At 77.3% G+C, this 14,501-nt stretch carries 16 protein-coding genes; 6 read left to right on the forward strand and 10 right to left on the reverse strand.

The genetic code is table 11. The features are described from left to right. Positions 1-114: 114 nt before the first annotated feature. Together ACI79C_RS22445 and ACI79C_RS22450 are read left to right on the forward strand one after the other, a co-directional pair. Positions 115-1,164: a 2,3-butanediol dehydrogenase gene (locus ACI79C_RS22445; protein WP_456947906.1), complete on the forward strand. Its 1,050-nt coding sequence runs from the start codon at positions 115-117 to the stop codon at positions 1,162-1,164. A 181-nt stretch (positions 1,165-1,345) separates the two neighbouring features. Then, the gene (locus ACI79C_RS22450; protein WP_456947907.1) at positions 1,346-2,173 is read left to right on the forward strand and encodes a cold-shock protein; all 828 of its coding nucleotides are present in this window, start codon (positions 1,346-1,348) and stop codon (positions 2,171-2,173) included. Between the two features lie 52 nt (positions 2,174-2,225). Here ACI79C_RS22450 and ACI79C_RS22455 read toward each other — a convergent pair whose 3' ends face one another. After that, on the reverse strand, positions 2,226-2,381 hold the full coding sequence (locus tag ACI79C_RS22455; protein WP_456947908.1) for a hypothetical protein: 156 nt from the start codon (positions 2,379-2,381) through the stop codon (positions 2,226-2,228). Between the two features lie 157 nt (positions 2,382-2,538). Between ACI79C_RS22455 and ACI79C_RS22460 the strand changes: the two genes are divergently transcribed. After that, complete coding sequence (locus tag ACI79C_RS22460) at positions 2,539-2,730, forward strand: hypothetical protein (RefSeq protein WP_456947909.1); 192 nt, start codon at positions 2,539-2,541, stop codon at positions 2,728-2,730. 28 nt (positions 2,731-2,758) lie between these two features. Here the strand turns inward: ACI79C_RS22460 and ACI79C_RS22465 are convergent, their stop codons facing one another. Next, positions 2,759-3,304 carry a TIGR03086 family metal-binding protein gene (locus tag ACI79C_RS22465; protein ID WP_456947910.1) on the reverse strand — a complete coding sequence of 182 codons (546 nt, stop codon included), beginning with the start codon at positions 3,302-3,304 and terminating at the stop codon, positions 2,759-2,761. Between the two features lie 37 nt (positions 3,305-3,341). Here ACI79C_RS22465 and ACI79C_RS22470 point away from each other — a divergent pair, with 37 nt between their 5' ends. Beyond that, complete coding sequence (locus tag ACI79C_RS22470; protein WP_456947911.1) at positions 3,342-4,181, forward strand: helix-turn-helix domain-containing protein; 840 nt, start codon at positions 3,342-3,344, stop codon at positions 4,179-4,181. A 19-nt stretch (positions 4,182-4,200) separates the two neighbouring features. On the opposite strand, the gene ACI79C_RS22475 is transcribed toward ACI79C_RS22470, so the two are convergent. The 3 genes from ACI79C_RS22475 to ACI79C_RS22485 all read right to left on the reverse strand — a co-directional run bounded on the left by ACI79C_RS22475 (position 4,201) and on the right by ACI79C_RS22485 (position 7,004). Further along, positions 4,201-4,788 carry a hypothetical protein gene (locus tag ACI79C_RS22475; protein WP_456947912.1) on the reverse strand — a complete coding sequence of 196 codons (588 nt, stop codon included), beginning with the start codon at positions 4,786-4,788 and terminating at the stop codon, positions 4,201-4,203. Between the two features lie 92 nt (positions 4,789-4,880). Further along, a complete protein-coding gene (locus ACI79C_RS22480) occupies positions 4,881-5,597 on the reverse strand; it encodes a GDSL-type esterase/lipase family protein (RefSeq protein WP_456947913.1) in 717 nt (238 codons plus the stop codon). Between the two features lie 30 nt (positions 5,598-5,627). Continuing rightward, on the reverse strand, positions 5,628-7,004 hold the full coding sequence (locus ACI79C_RS22485) for an FAD-dependent oxidoreductase (protein WP_456947914.1): 1,377 nt from the start codon (positions 7,002-7,004) through the stop codon (positions 5,628-5,630). A 115-nt stretch (positions 7,005-7,119) separates the two neighbouring features. Between ACI79C_RS22485 and ACI79C_RS22490 the strand changes: the two genes are divergently transcribed. Next, complete coding sequence (locus ACI79C_RS22490) at positions 7,120-8,097, forward strand: SDR family NAD(P)-dependent oxidoreductase (RefSeq protein WP_456947915.1); 978 nt, start codon at positions 7,120-7,122, stop codon at positions 8,095-8,097. An 18-nt stretch (positions 8,098-8,115) separates the two neighbouring features. Here the strand turns inward: ACI79C_RS22490 and ACI79C_RS22495 are convergent, their stop codons facing one another. Next, a complete protein-coding gene (locus ACI79C_RS22495) occupies positions 8,116-8,607 on the reverse strand; it encodes a hypothetical protein (RefSeq protein WP_456947916.1) in 492 nt (163 codons plus the stop codon). 116 nt (positions 8,608-8,723) lie between these two features. Between ACI79C_RS22495 and ACI79C_RS22500 the strand changes: the two genes are divergently transcribed. Next, on the forward strand, positions 8,724-9,596 hold the full coding sequence (locus tag ACI79C_RS22500) for an endonuclease V (protein ID WP_456947917.1): 873 nt from the start codon (positions 8,724-8,726) through the stop codon (positions 9,594-9,596). 5 nt (positions 9,597-9,601) lie between these two features. Here the strand turns inward: ACI79C_RS22500 and ACI79C_RS22505 are convergent, their stop codons facing one another. The 4 genes from ACI79C_RS22505 to ACI79C_RS22520 all read right to left on the reverse strand — a co-directional run bounded on the left by ACI79C_RS22505 (position 9,602) and on the right by ACI79C_RS22520 (position 14,500). Beyond that, positions 9,602-11,167, reverse strand: coding sequence for a PucR family transcriptional regulator (locus ACI79C_RS22505; RefSeq protein WP_456947918.1), 1,566 nt, complete (start codon positions 11,165-11,167; stop codon positions 9,602-9,604). Continuing rightward, a complete protein-coding gene (locus ACI79C_RS22510) occupies positions 11,164-12,240 on the reverse strand; it encodes a DUF917 domain-containing protein (protein ID WP_456947919.1) in 1,077 nt (358 codons plus the stop codon). Before ACI79C_RS22510 ends, ACI79C_RS22505 begins: the two co-directional genes overlap by 4 nt. A 62-nt stretch (positions 12,241-12,302) precedes the next feature. Further along, the gene (locus tag ACI79C_RS22515; protein ID WP_456947920.1) at positions 12,303-13,430 is read right to left on the reverse strand and encodes a DUF917 domain-containing protein; all 1,128 of its coding nucleotides are present in this window, start codon (positions 13,428-13,430) and stop codon (positions 12,303-12,305) included. Beyond that, positions 13,427-14,500: a DUF917 domain-containing protein gene (locus ACI79C_RS22520; protein ID WP_456947921.1), complete on the reverse strand. Its 1,074-nt coding sequence runs from the start codon at positions 14,498-14,500 to the stop codon at positions 13,427-13,429. The genes ACI79C_RS22515 and ACI79C_RS22520 overlap by 4 nt, the downstream gene beginning before the upstream one ends. Position 14,501 lies beyond the last annotated feature (1 nt).

Consider the following 14,501-nt stretch of genomic DNA (forward strand, 5'->3'; position numbering starts at 1 on the left):
CGCCGCCCCCCCCCGCCCCCCCGCCCCCCCCCCCCCCCCCCCCCCCCCCCCCCCCCCCCCCCCCCCCCCCCCCCCCCCCCCCCCCCCCCCGCCCGACCTCCCGAGGAGGGACCCGTGAGGGCAGCCCGGTTCCACGCCCGCGAGGACGTCCGGATCGAGGACGTCCCCGATCCCACCCCAGGCCCGGGGCAGGTGAAGCTGCGCAACGCCTACGCCGGCATCTGCGGCTCGGACCTGCACGTGTACCACTCGCCGGAGAACTCCGGCCTGGACTACACCCAGCCCCACCCCATCACCGGGTCGATGCCGCCGCAGGTGCTCGGCCACGAGTTCTCCGGCACCGTCGTCGAGCTCGGCGAGGGGGTGGACGGCGTCGCGGTCGGTGACCGGGTCGCGGTCTGGCCGGTGTACCACTGCGGGCACTGCGCGGCCTGCCGCGCGGGCATGGTGAACACCTGCCGCAGCTTCGGGTTCCACGGGCTGACCAGCGACGGCGGCGGGATGGCCGAGTACACGACGGTGCCCGCGACCATGCTGCACCTGCTGCCCGACGGGGTGGACCTGCGCATGGGTGCCCTCGTCGAGCCCATGGCGGTGGCCTGGCACGCCGTGGACCTGGGCGAGGTCCGGCCGGGCGGGTCGGCCCTGGTCGCCGGCGCCGGCCCGATCGGCATCGGCGTGTACTTCGCCCTCCGTGCCCGCGGGGTCGAGACCCTCGTGGTGTCCGAGCCCAGCGCGGCCCGGCGGGAGGCGGTGCAGCGGCTCGGCGCGACGCACGTCGTCGACCCCACCGCCGACGATCTCGCCGCGGTCGTCGCCGACGTCACCGGCGGGGACGGGGTGGACGTCGCGTTCGACGCGGCCGGCGCGGGAGCCGCGGTGACCTCGGCCATCGGGCTGCTCGCGCCGGCCGGGCGCCTGGTGGTCGTCGCCCTGCACGAGAAGGGGTTCGAGTTCAACCCCACCGTGCTGGTGTTCGGCGAGACGTCGATGAAGGGGGCGCTGGCCTACCTGCCGCGGGACTTCGACGCGGTGATCGCCGCCATGGCCGAGGGGCGCTACGACGCGACCGGCTGGGTGGACGAGATCGGCGTCGACGACCTGGTGGACGCCTTCGGCCGGCTGCGTCGCGGCGACGGCATGAAGATCCTGGTCAGGGTCTGACCCCACGCCCGGCACCCGGCCCTCCCCGGCGTGAGGAACGCGACCCCGGATCCTGACCCCGGGGGCGCGCGATGTCGCGTCGGCGGGGTAAGGCACCCTGCGAGTACCGCGCACCAGCCAGAGGCCCGCGCGGGCGGTCGGTGGGACGGACCCGCCGACGCGAGAAGTGCAGGAGCAGGAGATGCCGCAGGGCACGGTGAAGTGGTTCAACGCCGAGAAGGGCTTCGGGTTCATCGAAGCCGACGAGGGAGGGCCGGACGTCTTCGTCCACTTCTCCGCGATCGCTGACCAGGGCGGCTACCGCAGCCTCGACGAGGGTCAGCGGGTGGAGTACGAGGCCAGCCAGGGGCAGCGCGGCCCGCAGGCCGACTCGGTCCGGCCGATGGGCGGTGGCGGCCGACCCCCGCGCGAGGCGCCGGCGCGCGACCGTGACCGCGGCGGCGACCGCGGCCGGCCGTCGTCCCGGGGTGGTGCGCGGAGCACGGGCACCGTGTCGTGGTTCAACGCCGACAAGGGCTTCGGGTTCATCGCCCCCGACGACGGCTCGGCCGACGTCTTCGTCCACTTCTCGGCCATCGCCGACCAGGGCGGCTACCGCAGCCTCGACGAGGGTCAGCGGGTGGAGTTCACGACGACCCAGGGCCAGCGTGGCCCCCAGGCCGAGGACGTCCGTCCCGAGGGGGGCTCCGGTGGCGGGTCACGCGGCCGGGAGGGCGGCTACCGCGACTCGGGCTACCGCGACTCCGGGTACCGCGACTCCGGCCCACGCGAGGGCGGCCGGCGCTCCGGCGGCGGTGGGGGGCGGACCCGCGGCACGGTGAAGTGGTTCAACGCCGAGAAGGGCTTCGGGTTCATCGAGCCCGACGACGGCGGCCCGGACGTCTTCGTCCACTTCTCTTCGATCGCCGACCGGGGCGGCTACCGCAGCCTCGACGAGGGCCAGCGGGTGGAGTTCGAGACGACCCAGGGTCAGCGCGGCCCGCAGGCCGAGGGCGTCGAGGGGGTCTGACGCGAGGGGCCGGCCTCCTCGCGGGGAGGCCGGCCCCTCTCGCGTCCCGGGGTCACTCCCCGGGGGCGCCGCCCTGGCCCATCGCGTCGTCGACCGTGGTCTCGCCGTCGGTGCGACCGCCGCCGGCGCGCTCGGGCTGCTGCCCGACGCTCGCGTGCGAGCCCTCCGGCTCCTGGTCCTGCTGTCCGGCGTCCGTCGGCTCACTCATCGCGTCCTCCTCGTTCCGGGTCGTCCCCGGGGAGTGCCCCGGCCCGGAGTCGGACACACCCCCACTCGTCGGGGGTTGAGCGGCGCAGCCGGGGTACCACAGGGGCACAGGCCCCGGGCGAGACGGTCCCGGCCCACCCCTCCGCCAGGGAGCCGCCGTGGTGACCACCGCCGTCCCCGTGTCCGAGATCGACCAGCAGATCGCCGAGGCCCACCGGGACCTGGGCGTCGCGCGCTCGGCCTTCGCCGAGTCGCCGAGCATCGCCGCCTTCACCGCCTGCCAGGTGGCCGAGGCCCGCCTCAACGAGTGGCTCGAGGCGCGCTGGGCACGCACCCGCCCGGCGGCCTGAGCCCGCGCGGCAGCGGAGCCGAGCCGCGTCACGCCCTCCCGAGCCGCGCCAGCACGCGGGTGGCCCGGTCGGCGTCCGCGGGCGCCTCGACCGCCGGCGCGCAGATGCCCTCCGTGTAGAGCGCGTCGCCGAAGCCCTCCGCGCCCTGCTCGATCCGGTCCAGCTCCTCGTCGGTGAAGCCGGCCTCGACGCCCGTGGCCCGCGCCACGTCCCAGCGGTGCACCAGCATGTCCCAGACGTAGAACCGCTCGAGCGTGGCACCGACGGTCGTCGGCCCGGAGAAGCCGTCGAACCCGGCGCCGGCGACGGCGTCGTCGGCGATGGCCGCGGCGACCCGCCGGGCGTGCTCCCGCCAGGCGGCGGCCGGGTCGGCGTCGACGTCGGGCTGCTCGCCCAGGTCCACGCCGCGCCCGGTCAGGAAGTCCCGCTGGGTCTCCACCATGTGCCGGACGACGTCCCGCGCCGACCACCCCTGGCAGGGCGACGGCGCGGTCCACGCCTCGTGGGGGACGGCGTCGAGGAGGGCGGTCAGCGGCCGGTCGGCCGCCTGGTAGGAACTCGCGGTGTCGGTCATGGCCGGACCGTAGGCAGCACGGCAGGGTGCGGTCTTGATGAAACCCGACACGCCCCCGGCGGCCCCGCTCGACGCGATCGACCGCGCCCACCTGCGCGATCCCCGCGACGCGTCCCACGTGATGCACCGGTACGCGGTCGACCCCGAGTTCGCCGGTCTGCTCCAGCGTTTCTGGATCCCGGTCTGGTCCGTGGCCCCCGGCCGGGAGGCGCCGCAGCGGGTCCTGCAGTACCCGGTCGCCCTGCTGGTCGTCTCGCCCGAGTACGCGCGCTTCTACGGCGTCGTCTCAGGGCTGTCCACGACCACCCTGACCGGGCGGGGCTGGGCGGTCGGGGTCATGTGTGCGCCGGCGGCCGGCCACCTCGTGACACGGGCGCCGATGGCCGCCTACACCGACCGGCACGTCGACCTGGGCGAGGTCCTGGGGGCCGAGGGGACCCGGCTGACCGGCCGCGTGCGCGCCGCGATGGCCCCCGACCCGGCCGCGCCGGCCGCGCACCGGGCGGCGATGGCGGCCTTCGGCGACGCGCTGCGCCCGCTGCTGCCGGTCGACGACGAGGGCGACCTGGTCAACCGCGTGGTGGCCTTCGTCGAGGAGGACGCCGAGGTGACCCGGGTGGCCCAGGTCTGCGCGCGGTTCGGCCTGTCGGAGCGGGCGCTGCAGCGGCTGGTGCACCGCCGGCTGGGCCTGACGCCGAAGTGGCTCATCCAGCGCCGCCGGTTGCAGGAGGCCGCCCAGCGGCTGCGGGCCGGCTCGACGACCCTCGCGGAGGTGGCCGCCGTCCTCGGGTACGCCGACCAGCCGCACTTCAGCCGCGACTTCGCGCGGGTCACCGCGATGACGCCCCGCGAGTTCGCCGCCCGCTTCGCCGGGTGACCCCGGAGCCCGGGCGCCCTCAGTCCGGCAGCAGGCGGCCCAGCAGGCCCTTGACGGTGGCGACCGGCCGGTAGGACTGCACCAGCCAGGAGCCGCAGACGATGTTGGCCCCGGCCAGTGCCGGGACGGCGAACTGGGTGATCCGCTGGCGCCGCTGCCACGCCGCGAGCTCCTTGGGCGTACCCGCGGTCGGCAGGGTGGCGTCCTTCACCTCGACCGGCGTGCCCTGCCGCTCGAGCTCCTCCGCCAGCTTGCCGATGCGGCTGCCGCTGTAGGCGGCGTACGCGGTGGCGCCGGCGCCGGCCACGGCGAGGCCGGCCTTCAGCGCGCCGACCGACGCGAAGCCCTCCTGCAGCGCGACCCGGCGACCCCCCACCTGGGTGAGCCGCAGGCCGGCCAGCAGCGTCGCCGCGATGCCGCCCCACTGGGCGGGGGCGAACCGGCTCCAGGCCGAACTGGCCACCCGGATGCGGTCGATGCCCTGGCTGAGGTCGCTGCCGGACTTGTTGACCCCGGCGATCCCCATCACCGCGCCGCCGAGCCAGAGGGCGGAGCCCAGGTCGTGCACCGCCTGGGCGAGGAAGTGGTTGTCGCTACCGGTCGTCATGTCTCCCCCTGGCTCGGTCGGCGTCCCGGATCCCTGTCCTGGGCCGCCCTCGCCCTACCCCCGTCCGGCCGCCGGGTAACTGCCGGCCGGCCTCAGGGGCCCAGCGCCGTCCAGAACGCCGCCCGGACGCCCGAGGCGCCCCAGGCGTTGGGCTCGATGACCCGGCAGAACCACGACGCCCGGTCCGGCGGGCGCGCCTCCGGCCGCGCGGGGTCCCCGGCGAGCAGGCCGTGGCCGCGGAACTCCTCGGCGATCTCGGCGACACGGACGCCGTGCCGGCCGGCGGTGGCGCGGAGCGCGTCGTTGAGCTCGCCGAGGACCGCGACCGCGTCCGGCCAGGGCGGCAGCCCCATCCGCGCCGCGTCGCCGGTGCCGTCGCTGGGGTCGTACACCGTGCCCAGGACGATCCGCGCCCCCGGCGCGGAGAGCCGGGCGATCTCGGCCAGCGCGCGGTCCGCGGCAGCCGCGACCCGGGCGACCGTCGCCCGCGCGGCCGCCGTGTCGCCGTAGGCGCCGAGCAGGTCGTTGCCGCCGATCGTCAGGGTGACCAGCGACGGGCGGGTCCCCAGCGCCGCCAGCCGGGGCAGCTGGACGTCGAGGAGGGTGCGGGTGGTCGCGCCGTCCGTGGCCAGCATCGTGAAGGCGGTCGCCGGGTCCGCGGTCACCAGGTCGCGCCCGCGCCACTCGGGGAAGTCGTCGTCGCGGTTGGCGAACAGCAGGCTTGCGCCTCCCCGGCCGGGGCCGCCCGCGTAGTCGTCGATGGAGATCGAGTCGCCCAGGGCGACGTATCCGGGCCCGCCGTCGGCCATGTGCCCTCCCCGCCCCGTCGTCCGCGACCTCTACAGCAGGCGGACGTCGGCCTCCACGGCCTCGAAGGCCTTGCGGGCGGCGATGAGGACCGGGTCCCACACCGGCGCGAACGGCGGGGCGTAGGAGAGGTCCAGGGAGAGGATCTCGTCGACCCCCATCTCGTTCCAGATGCAGATCGCCAGCGCGTCGATGCGCTTGGCCGCCGCCTCCTTGCCGACGATCTGCGCACCGAGCAGCTGCCCGCTGCGCCGCTCGGCGATCATCTTCACCCGGATCGGCTGGGCACCGGGGAAGTAGCCCGCCTTGGTCGTGGAGTCGACCCACGCGGTGACGTAGGAGTACCCCGCCGCGGTCGCCTCGGCCTCCGACAGGCCGGTGCGCGCGGCCTCCACCTCGCAGACCTTGGTGATCGCGGTGCCGATGACGCCGGGGAACGTGGCGTACCCGCCGCCGATGTTGATCCCCGCCACCCGGCCCTGCTTGTTGGCGTGCGTGCCCAGCGCCACCACGACCCGTTGACCGGTGAGCCGGTGCCGCGACTCGACGCAGTCCCCGGCGGCCCACACGCCCTCGGCGTGCGTGTGCATCCGCACGTCGACGGCGACGCCGCCGGAGACCCCGAGCGGGATGCCCGCCTCCCGGGCCAGCCGCACGTCCGGCCGCACGCCCAGCCCCAGGACCACCAGGTCGGCCGGCAGCTCCTTGCCGCTCGCGGTGACCACCGCCCGGGCGCGCCCGCTCCGGTCGACCTCGATGGCCGCGACCGGGTCGGACATCACCAGCTCGATGCCCTCGCTGCGCACGGCGTCGGCGATGAACTCCCCGACGTCGGGGTCGAAGGTGCCCACCGGCGTGGCGGAGCGGTCGACCACGGTGACCTCCAGCCCGCGGATGCGGCAGGCCTCGGCGATCTCCAGACCGATGTAGCCGCCGCCGACCACGACCACCCGGCGGACGTCGCCCCGCTCCAGCTCCGCCCGCAGCGCCACGCCGTCGTCGAGCACCTGGACGCCGTACACGCCGGCGGCGTCGATGCCCGGCACCGGTGGCCGCATGGGGACGCTGCCGGTCGCGTAGACCAGCTCGTCGAAGGGCTCGGTGCCCTCCCGACCGCCGTCGAGCTCCCGCCAGGAGACGACGCGGCGGTCCAGGTCGATCCCGACGACCTCGGTCCGCATCCGGACGTCGATGCCCGCGGCGCGGTGCTGCTCGGGCGTGCGGGCGATCAGGTCCGCCTCCGAGTCGACCGCGTCGCTGATCCAGTACGGGATGCCGCACGCGGAGTAGGACGTCGCCCGCCCCCGCTCGAACATCACGACGTCGAGGTCCCGCTGCCGCTTCTTCGCCTGGGAGGCGGCGCTGCCGCCGGCTGCGTCCCCACCCACCACGACCACCCGCGTGCCCACGTCCGGAACGTAGGCGACCCGGCGGGCGGTCGCCGCTCGACACCGACCCGACGCGGGCGTGCCCGGGCCCGGACGGGGGTAGCGGGGCTGGGCGCCGGCTGCCGGAGGAGGACCGATGACCCGCACGGTGGCCGGATCCGTCGTCGTCCTCACCGGGGCGTCCAGCGGCATCGGGCTGGCCACCGCCCGCGCGTTCGCCCGCGCCGGCGCACGCCTCGTGCTGGCCGCCCGCGAGCAGTCGCGGCTGGCCGCGGCCGCGGTGAGCTGCACCGCCCTGGGCGCCGAGGTGCTGCCCGTGCCGACCGACGTCACCGAGGCCGCGCAGGTCGAGCGGCTGGCCGAGGCGGCCGTGGCGCGGTTCGGCCGCATCGACGTCTGGGTGAACGACGCCGGCACCAGCCTGTGGGGACCGTTCGAGGAGATCCCCGTGGAGGTGCACGCCCGGCTGGTGGAGGTCGACCTGCTCGGCGTGCTGCACGGGTGCGCGGCCGCGGTCCCCCGCATGCTGGCCGCGGGCGGCACGGGCGTCATCGTCAACGTGGTGTCGATCGGCGGCCGGCTGCCCGCGCCCTGGGCGGCCAGCTACAGCGCCGCGAAGTACGGGGTGGCCGGGTTCACCGACGCGCTGCGCGCCGAGCTCGCCGTCCGCTCACGCATCGCCGTGTGCGGGGTCTACCCGGCCTTCGTCGACACCCCCACCCCCCTGGCGTCGGGCAACTGGACCGGCCGGGCGCTGCGGCCGGTGCCGCCGGTCGTGCCGCCCGAGCGCGTCGCGCGGCGGATCGTCGGGCTCGCCTCCCGCCCCCGGCGGGCCGTCCGGGTCGGGGCCCTCAACGGCGTCGCCGTGCCCTACGCGCTGGCACCGGAGCGGGTCGTGCGCCTCGCGGCCCGACTGGGCCGTCGGTACCTGCTCGGCTGGGGTCCCCCCGCACCCCCGGACCCCGGTGCGCTGTTCGGACCGGTGCCCGGGCCGGCCGAGCCCCGCGGCGACTGGGGCCGGCCGCAGCGGCGCCGGTCCCGCCTCGCCGCGGCGTCCCTGGTCCTGGCCGGCGCCGCGGCCGCCGCCCGCCCGGCCCGCCAGCGGCTGCGGTGACCCCTCGCGGGCCGGGGGTCAGCGGGGTCCCGCGCCCGGCCCGCTCCCGGCGCTCCCCGCCGGGACCCGCCCCTCCGCGTGCCGGCCGGTGCCCTCGGTGCCGGCCGGGAGGCGGAAGGCCAGGACGGTGAGCAGGACCGCCGTGACCGAGACCAGGCTGAGGGTCACCGTCTGCAGCACCCGGTCGCTCGCCGTCTCGAGCACGTCGAGGTGCTGCTGGTGGTAGAGCTGGTGGGGCAGGTAGGCCACCACCGCCGCGAGGCCGGTGGCGCGGGCCAGCCAGACGCCGCCCGTCACCAGCGCGACCAGCGCCAGCACCCCGAAGCCCAGGTTGCCCTGCCCCACGTCCCGCAGCAGGTGCTCGTTGTAGGGGCCGTCGACGTCGACCCAGTGCCGGCCGAGGCCGGGGAAGTCGTCGAAGAACGAGCGCGGTGCGAACGCCTGCCAGGCACCGACGGCCAGGCCGTAGAGCGCGAACCACGCCAGCAGGGCGGTCACGGCACGGCGCACGGGACACCTCCTCGGGGCGGGGCCGGGCTCCGGCGAGGCGTGCCCCGCCGGATGCCCCCGATCGTCCCGTCGACGTCGCCGGAGCAGAAGGCGCGGCGGCGCGCGGCGGGTGACCGGTGACCGGACACCGGGTAGGAGCCGCCCATGACCTCGCCTCCCCTCCCCGGTCCGCAGCCGCCGTCACCCTCCCCGTCGCCGATGGACCCGGTCTCGCCCCCCGGTCCCGCGCCGGTGCCGCAGCCGGGCCCCACCGACCCGACCGCCCCTCCTCCGGAGGGCCCGCCGCCGGTCTGAGCGGCGCGCCCGGCAGCCGCAGGGCCGGCCCCGGGGCCCGCTGGCCGGCCGGTCCCGAGGCCGCCACGGCCGAGCAGTGGCGACTGGGCGCGCTGCGACCCCCGGCGTGGACGCCCGGCGCGAGCCCTCCGCTGGTCGCGGCGGCCGCCGCCGTCTCCGCCGCCCAGGGGGAACGCTGCTGGGCCGCTGCGGTGCTGGTGCGCGGGACCCAGGTGCTCGCCGCGCGCACCGTCGAGGGCAGCCCCGCCGCGCGCTACGTCCCCACCCTCCTCGTGCTGCGCGAGGGCCCGTTGCTGGCCCGGGCCGTCGACGAGCTGGGCGCCTTCCCCGACGTGCTGCTGCTCGCCGCCACCGGCCGGGACCACCCGCGCCGCGCCGGCCTCGCGCTGCACCTCGGCGCGGTGCTCGACCTCCCCACCGTCGGCGTCACCGACGTCCCGCTGCTGGCGCGCGGTCCCGGCCCCGGACCGCGACGGGGGGACACCGCTGCGCTGCTGCTGGACGGGCGGGAGGTCGCACGCTGGGTGCGGACCGCGACGGGGGTCCGCCCGCTGGTCGCCGCCGCGGCCTGGCGCACGACCGCGGCCACGGCCGCGGACGTGGTCCTCGCCACGAGCACCGGGGTGCGCACGCCGCAGCCGCTCCGGGAGGCCCGCCGCCTGGCCCGCGAGGCCCGGGCCCGCGCGGTGCGCTGACCGGCTCAGGCCCGCCCGTCCCCGGCGACGCCGACCGTCCGGCAGGCCAGGTGGAGGGCCAGCCGCTGCTCGGGGTCCTGCAGGTCGACGGCGAGCAGCTGCTGGATGCGGGCCACCCGCGCGGCGACGGTGTTGCGGTGCACGCCGAGCACGGCCGCGGTCTCGGCGATCGAGGACTCCGCGTCCAGGTAGGCGCCCAGGGTGGCCAGCAGCTCCCCGGGCTGGTCCTGCAGCGGCTCCAGCAGGGTGCGGGCGGCCGGTTGGAAGGTGTCGGTGCGCGTCCAGGCGAGCAGCAGCTGCGCCAGCCCCAGGCGGTCGACGTGCACGAACCGGCCGGTGTGCGGCCGGCCCGCGGCCAGGCGGCTGGCGTCGGCGGCCTCCGCCAGGCTCCGCGGCAGCCCACCGGGACCGGGGTGGGCGCGCCCGACCCCCACCTGCGTCTCCACCACCGCGGTCAGCTCGCGCTGGGCGCGCCGCAGCGCCGCCGCGTGCGCCTGGACGTCGGCGGCGCTGGGCTCCAGCGACATCGTGGTCCAGGCCGACCACCCGTCCTGGGCCTCCACGACCACCGCCCGGACGCCCTGGCGGTCGAGGGCGGCCACCACCTCGGGCCGCAGCCCGACGGTGTCCACCTCGCCGGTGACCGCGAACCGGACGGCGATGTGCCACCCCTCCAGCGACCAGCCGGCCGCCACCGCCCGCCGCCGGGTGGCCACGCTGAGCTCGCCGCCGGCGTTGAGCACCTCGCCGAGCAGCGCCGTGCGCGCGCGGGCGTCCCGCTCGACGGCCAGCCGGCGCACCGCCAGCCGGTGGCCGACACCGATCGCCGCCACCCCGAGCGCCGCCGCGACCGCGGCCTCCTCCGCGGCCAGCGGCGTGGTCAGGGTGGCCGCGGCCCACGCGGTCGTCCGCCCGCCCGGCACCGCGACGGGGGCGGCCAGCACCACCGCGCCGGAGGGCAGGGGCACCCGCGCGTCCTCCCCGGGGTTGCGGCGGGTGCTGAGCGCGGCGCTCAGGGCGGCCCGGTCCTCCTCGGTCCGGGGGCCCTCGCCGGCGGTGACGTGCCCGCTGGCGTCGAGCAGCGCCACCGGCCGGCGCAGCACGCGGTGCACCTCCCCGACGAGGTCGGCCACGGTGCCGCCCGCCCGCCGGCAGGCCATCGCCGTCCGCAGCACCGAACGGGCGCGCACCTCCTCCGGCCGGGACAGCAGGGAGCGGGCGGCGAGGCCGGACTCCAGGGGGTCGGGGCCGCCCACGACCGGCAGCCCGAGCCGGTCGGCCAGGGCCTGCGTGGCTCGGCGCAGCGGCTCGACCCCGGGGACCAGCAGGGCGGCAGCGCCGGCCGCCCGCACCCGGCGGACGAGCACGTCCAGGCGCCAGTCGGCGCGGTCGGGCCCGTCGAGGACGACGACCAGCCGGCCGGGGCAGGCGTCCTCGGGCACCTCGGGCCCCGGGACGACGGTCACGCCGGAGAGGGCCCGGGCCGGGGCACCGGCCAGGACGCGGACCCCGCTCCACTCCGGCGCCGCGAGCAGGCCGGCCAGCGTGGCCTCGCCGCCGGGTGTGCTCACGCGCCCTCCATGAGCACCGGGTCGCAGTCGATCCCGAAGGCCCGCGGGCCCACCCGCGCCAGGTGCCCGGTGCGCAGCCACCACGCCGGCCCGGGGATGGCCACGACCACCACCTCGTTGCCGGTGCGCACCGTGTCGACGGCCAGCGGCCGGCCGGTCCGCCGGTCCAGGGCGCAGAGCAGGTCGGGACAGGTGGCCACCGGCTCGCCGTCGTGCAGCGCCACCAGGAACTCGTTCTCGGACTCCAGCCGCAGCACCGCGCCGTTCCCGGTGTCGACCACGGTGACGCTGCCGCGGGCGGACCCGGCCGACACCCCGTGCCGGTCGACGTCGACCACGCGCCCGGAGGTCAGCACCCGGCCGCCGAGCGCTCCCGCCAGCGCGGCGCGGTCCGGCGTGGACGGCAGGCGCTCCGCGGCCCGGCCGAGGGCGGCCGCCCGGGCCAGGCCGCCGGTCACGCAGGTCGCCGGGATGTCGCGCGCCGCGACGGGCGGCAGCGCCAGCGCGGCCCAGCCGCCGGACTCGGCCAGCATCGCCCGGATGCTGCGCTCGAGCCCCGGCGCGGCCGCCCCGTCGACCAGCAGCGTGCGCCCGCCGGGTTCGCGCACCACGCAGGGCGTCATGGGCTGCCCGCAGGCGGCCCAGGTGAACTGGTCGAGCCGCGGCAGCGCGCGGCCCATGAGGTCGGCGTCGACGAGGGGCAGGCCGAGGTCGAGGGCGGCCACCGCGCCGCTGAGCCCGTTGAGGCCGCCCACCTCGAGGTCCATCACCGCTGCCGGGCGCCGTCCCGTCCACCGGGAGACGGCGGCCACGGCCTGGGCGAACTCGGTGCCGTCGGGCAGCTTCTCGGCGAAGACCCGGGTGGCGCCGATGATGCCCACCGGGACCACGGGTGCGTCCCCGAGGTCGCCGGGGTCCAGGACCGGCAGCGAACCGCCGCCCAGTCCCCGGCGCAGGACGTGCGCGAGCATCCCCGCGTCGCCGCCGCCACCGGAGCCCAGCAGGGAGACGCCCAGCTCCAGCGGCGGCACGTCGGCCGCCGTGAGGCGGCGCAACGCCGGTGCCGACCGCATGCGCAGGATCGTGCCATCCCCCCGGCCGGCGACCGGGTCGCGCGCCCGGGCCGGCCGCGAGCTCAGCCCGGGCCCGCGCCCACCGGGTCGGCGTCCTCCGCCCAGGTCTCGACGGGGCGGAACTCCTCGTCGAGACCGAACGCGGACGGGCCGAACGTGGCCAGGGCCTCGGGTGTCCGCATGAGCTCCGGCGTCGAGATGCCGACGACGGTGACCCGCTGGCCGTAGCGCAGTCCCTCGGTGGTGATCGGCTCGGCGGTGTCGGCCTCGAGCACCACGATCAGGTCGGGCACCAGGCAGCGCACCACCCCGTCGACCGTCGCGACCAGGTTCTCGTTCTGGAAGGCGATCTCCAGGACCGAGTCGCCGCCCTCGCCGCGGAACCGCGCGCGGCCGCGGGCGAAGCCCTCCACGGTGCGCCGCTCGACGTCGACGACCGTGCCGCGGAACAGCACCCGGAGGGAGCTGTAGAGCGTCGGGGCCAGCGCGTCGCGCAGCGCGGCCACGGGGTCGCGGTGCTCCGCGCGGGCCTGCCGGATCGCCGTCCCGAGGGACAGGGCCAGGGAGATGGTGCGCGGGACGGCGGTCCGGCGGACCTCGGCGCCGGTCATCGCGTACTCGGCGATGTGCCCGACCCCGCCGAGGCGGATGGTGATCGCCCGGGCGAAGGACTCCATCCGCCGGTTGTCGGTTCCGGTGTCGATGACCGCCGTCTCGTCGTTCTCACCCGCGATGGCCAGGGGCGAGCCGCGGACCCCGTAGACGGAGAAGGTCTCCATCTGCAGCTCCGGGAAGGCCCGGCCCATGCCGTCGGCGTCGACCACCGGCAGGCCGGTCCGGGCGGCCACCAGCAGCGGGATCATCGAGTTGATGCCGCCGCACTCGATCGGCATGGTGGCCTGCGCCGTCCGGCCGAGGTGCCTCTCCAGGGCGCGCAGCGCGGCCACCGGCTCGGTGCCGCGGGGGATCTTCTCGACGACGACGGTGGGCGCCCCCATCTGTGCGGTGGGGATGACCAGGGCGTCGTCGTCGACCTCCTCGGGGTCGAGGACGGTGACCGGGCCGCTGTCGGCCATCGCCTGCTCGACCAGGAGGCGGCCGATGAACGGGTCGCCACCGCCCCCGGTGCCCAGCAGGGCGGCGCCCCGCGCGAGGTCGGCGAGCTGCCCCGGCCCGAGCTGCCAGCTCATGCCGGCACCGCCCGCACCGGCTCGGTGTCGTAGCCGAAGTACCGCGGGCCGACCAGCTCCAGGGCCGCGGCGCTGTGCCAGCGCGGGTCGCACGGGGCCGCCAGCACGGCGACCCGCTGCCCGAACCGCAGCGACTCGGTGGTGATCGGCTCCCCGGTGTCGGCCTCCAGCACGATGATCAGGTCCGGCGTGGTGGCCTCGATGACGCCGTCGCGCTCGGCGATCAGGTGCTCGTTCTGGAAGTGCAGCACCATCCGGTGACCGGCGTCGGCGCCGGTCCCCTCGACGACGCCCTCGCCGCGGGCGAAGCCGGTGGCCGTGCGGCGGGCCACGTCGACCACCTTGCCGGTGTGGACGACGCGGCCGCCGAGCACGCCGGTCACCGCGGCGACGGGGTCGGCGTGCGCCTCGCGGGCGGTGGTGATGGCCCGGCCCACCTCGGTGCACAGCGACAGCGTCCCGGGCACGTAGTTGTCCCGCAGCTGGCTGCCGCTCATGGCGTAGAGCGAGACGATCGTCGAGCAGCCCATGTCGATGGTGGCGGTGCGGGCCAGCCGCTCGGCCCAGTGGTTGGAGATCGTGTCGAGGACCCCGCGGTTGCCCTTCTCGTCGACGATCGACATGGGCGTCGCCGCGATGCCGCCCAGGGTGGGCAGCACCATCTGCAGCTCCGGGAAGGCCCGGCCCATCCCGTCGCCGTCGACCAGCGGCAGCCCCAGCTGGGCCGCGGCGACGAAGGGGATGGTGGAGTTGACGCCGCCGGCCTCGATGCAGGCCAGGTGCGTGGGTGTGCGCCCGAGGTAGGTCGCCAGGGCCTGCACGGCCGTGCCGACCTGGTCCGACGACGGCAGCTTCTCCACCATGACGGTGGGGGCGCCCATCATCGCGACCGGGACGACGACCGCGTCGTCGGGCACCTCCGTGACGTCGACGAGCGACACCGGGCCGTGCTCGCGCAGCGCCGCCTCGGCGAGCAGCCGCCCGACGTGCGGGTCGCCTCCTCCCCCGGTCCCGAGCACCGCCGCCCCGCGGGCGAGGTCGGCCAGGTCCTCGTGGGTGACCTTGCGCATC

This window comes from Geodermatophilus sp. SYSU D00697 (assembly GCF_054050175.1).

Coding starts and splice junctions, on each gene's coding strand:
- ACI79C_RS22470 (WP_456947911.1), top strand. CDS start 3,342: ATGAAACCCGACACGCCCCCGGCGGCCCCGCTCGACGCGATCGACCGC.
- ACI79C_RS22515 (WP_456947920.1), bottom strand. CDS start 13,430: ATGAGCTGGCAGCTCGGGCCGGGGCAGCTCGCCGACCTCGCGCGGGGC.
- ACI79C_RS22520 (WP_456947921.1), bottom strand. CDS start 14,500: ATGCGCAAGGTCACCCACGAGGACCTGGCCGACCTCGCCCGCGGGGCG.
- ACI79C_RS22480 (WP_456947913.1), bottom strand. CDS start 5,597: ATGGCCGACGGCGGGCCCGGATACGTCGCCCTGGGCGACTCGATCTCC.
- ACI79C_RS22510 (WP_456947919.1), bottom strand. CDS start 12,240: ATGCGGTCGGCACCGGCGTTGCGCCGCCTCACGGCGGCCGACGTGCCG.
- ACI79C_RS22450 (WP_456947907.1), top strand. CDS start 1,346: ATGCCGCAGGGCACGGTGAAGTGGTTCAACGCCGAGAAGGGCTTCGGG.
- ACI79C_RS22455 (WP_456947908.1), bottom strand. CDS start 2,381: ATGAGTGAGCCGACGGACGCCGGACAGCAGGACCAGGAGCCGGAGGGC.
- ACI79C_RS22465 (WP_456947910.1), bottom strand. CDS start 3,304: ATGACCGACACCGCGAGTTCCTACCAGGCGGCCGACCGGCCGCTGACC.
- ACI79C_RS22490 (WP_456947915.1), top strand. CDS start 7,120: ATGACCCGCACGGTGGCCGGATCCGTCGTCGTCCTCACCGGGGCGTCC.
- ACI79C_RS22475 (WP_456947912.1), bottom strand. CDS start 4,788: ATGACGACCGGTAGCGACAACCACTTCCTCGCCCAGGCGGTGCACGAC.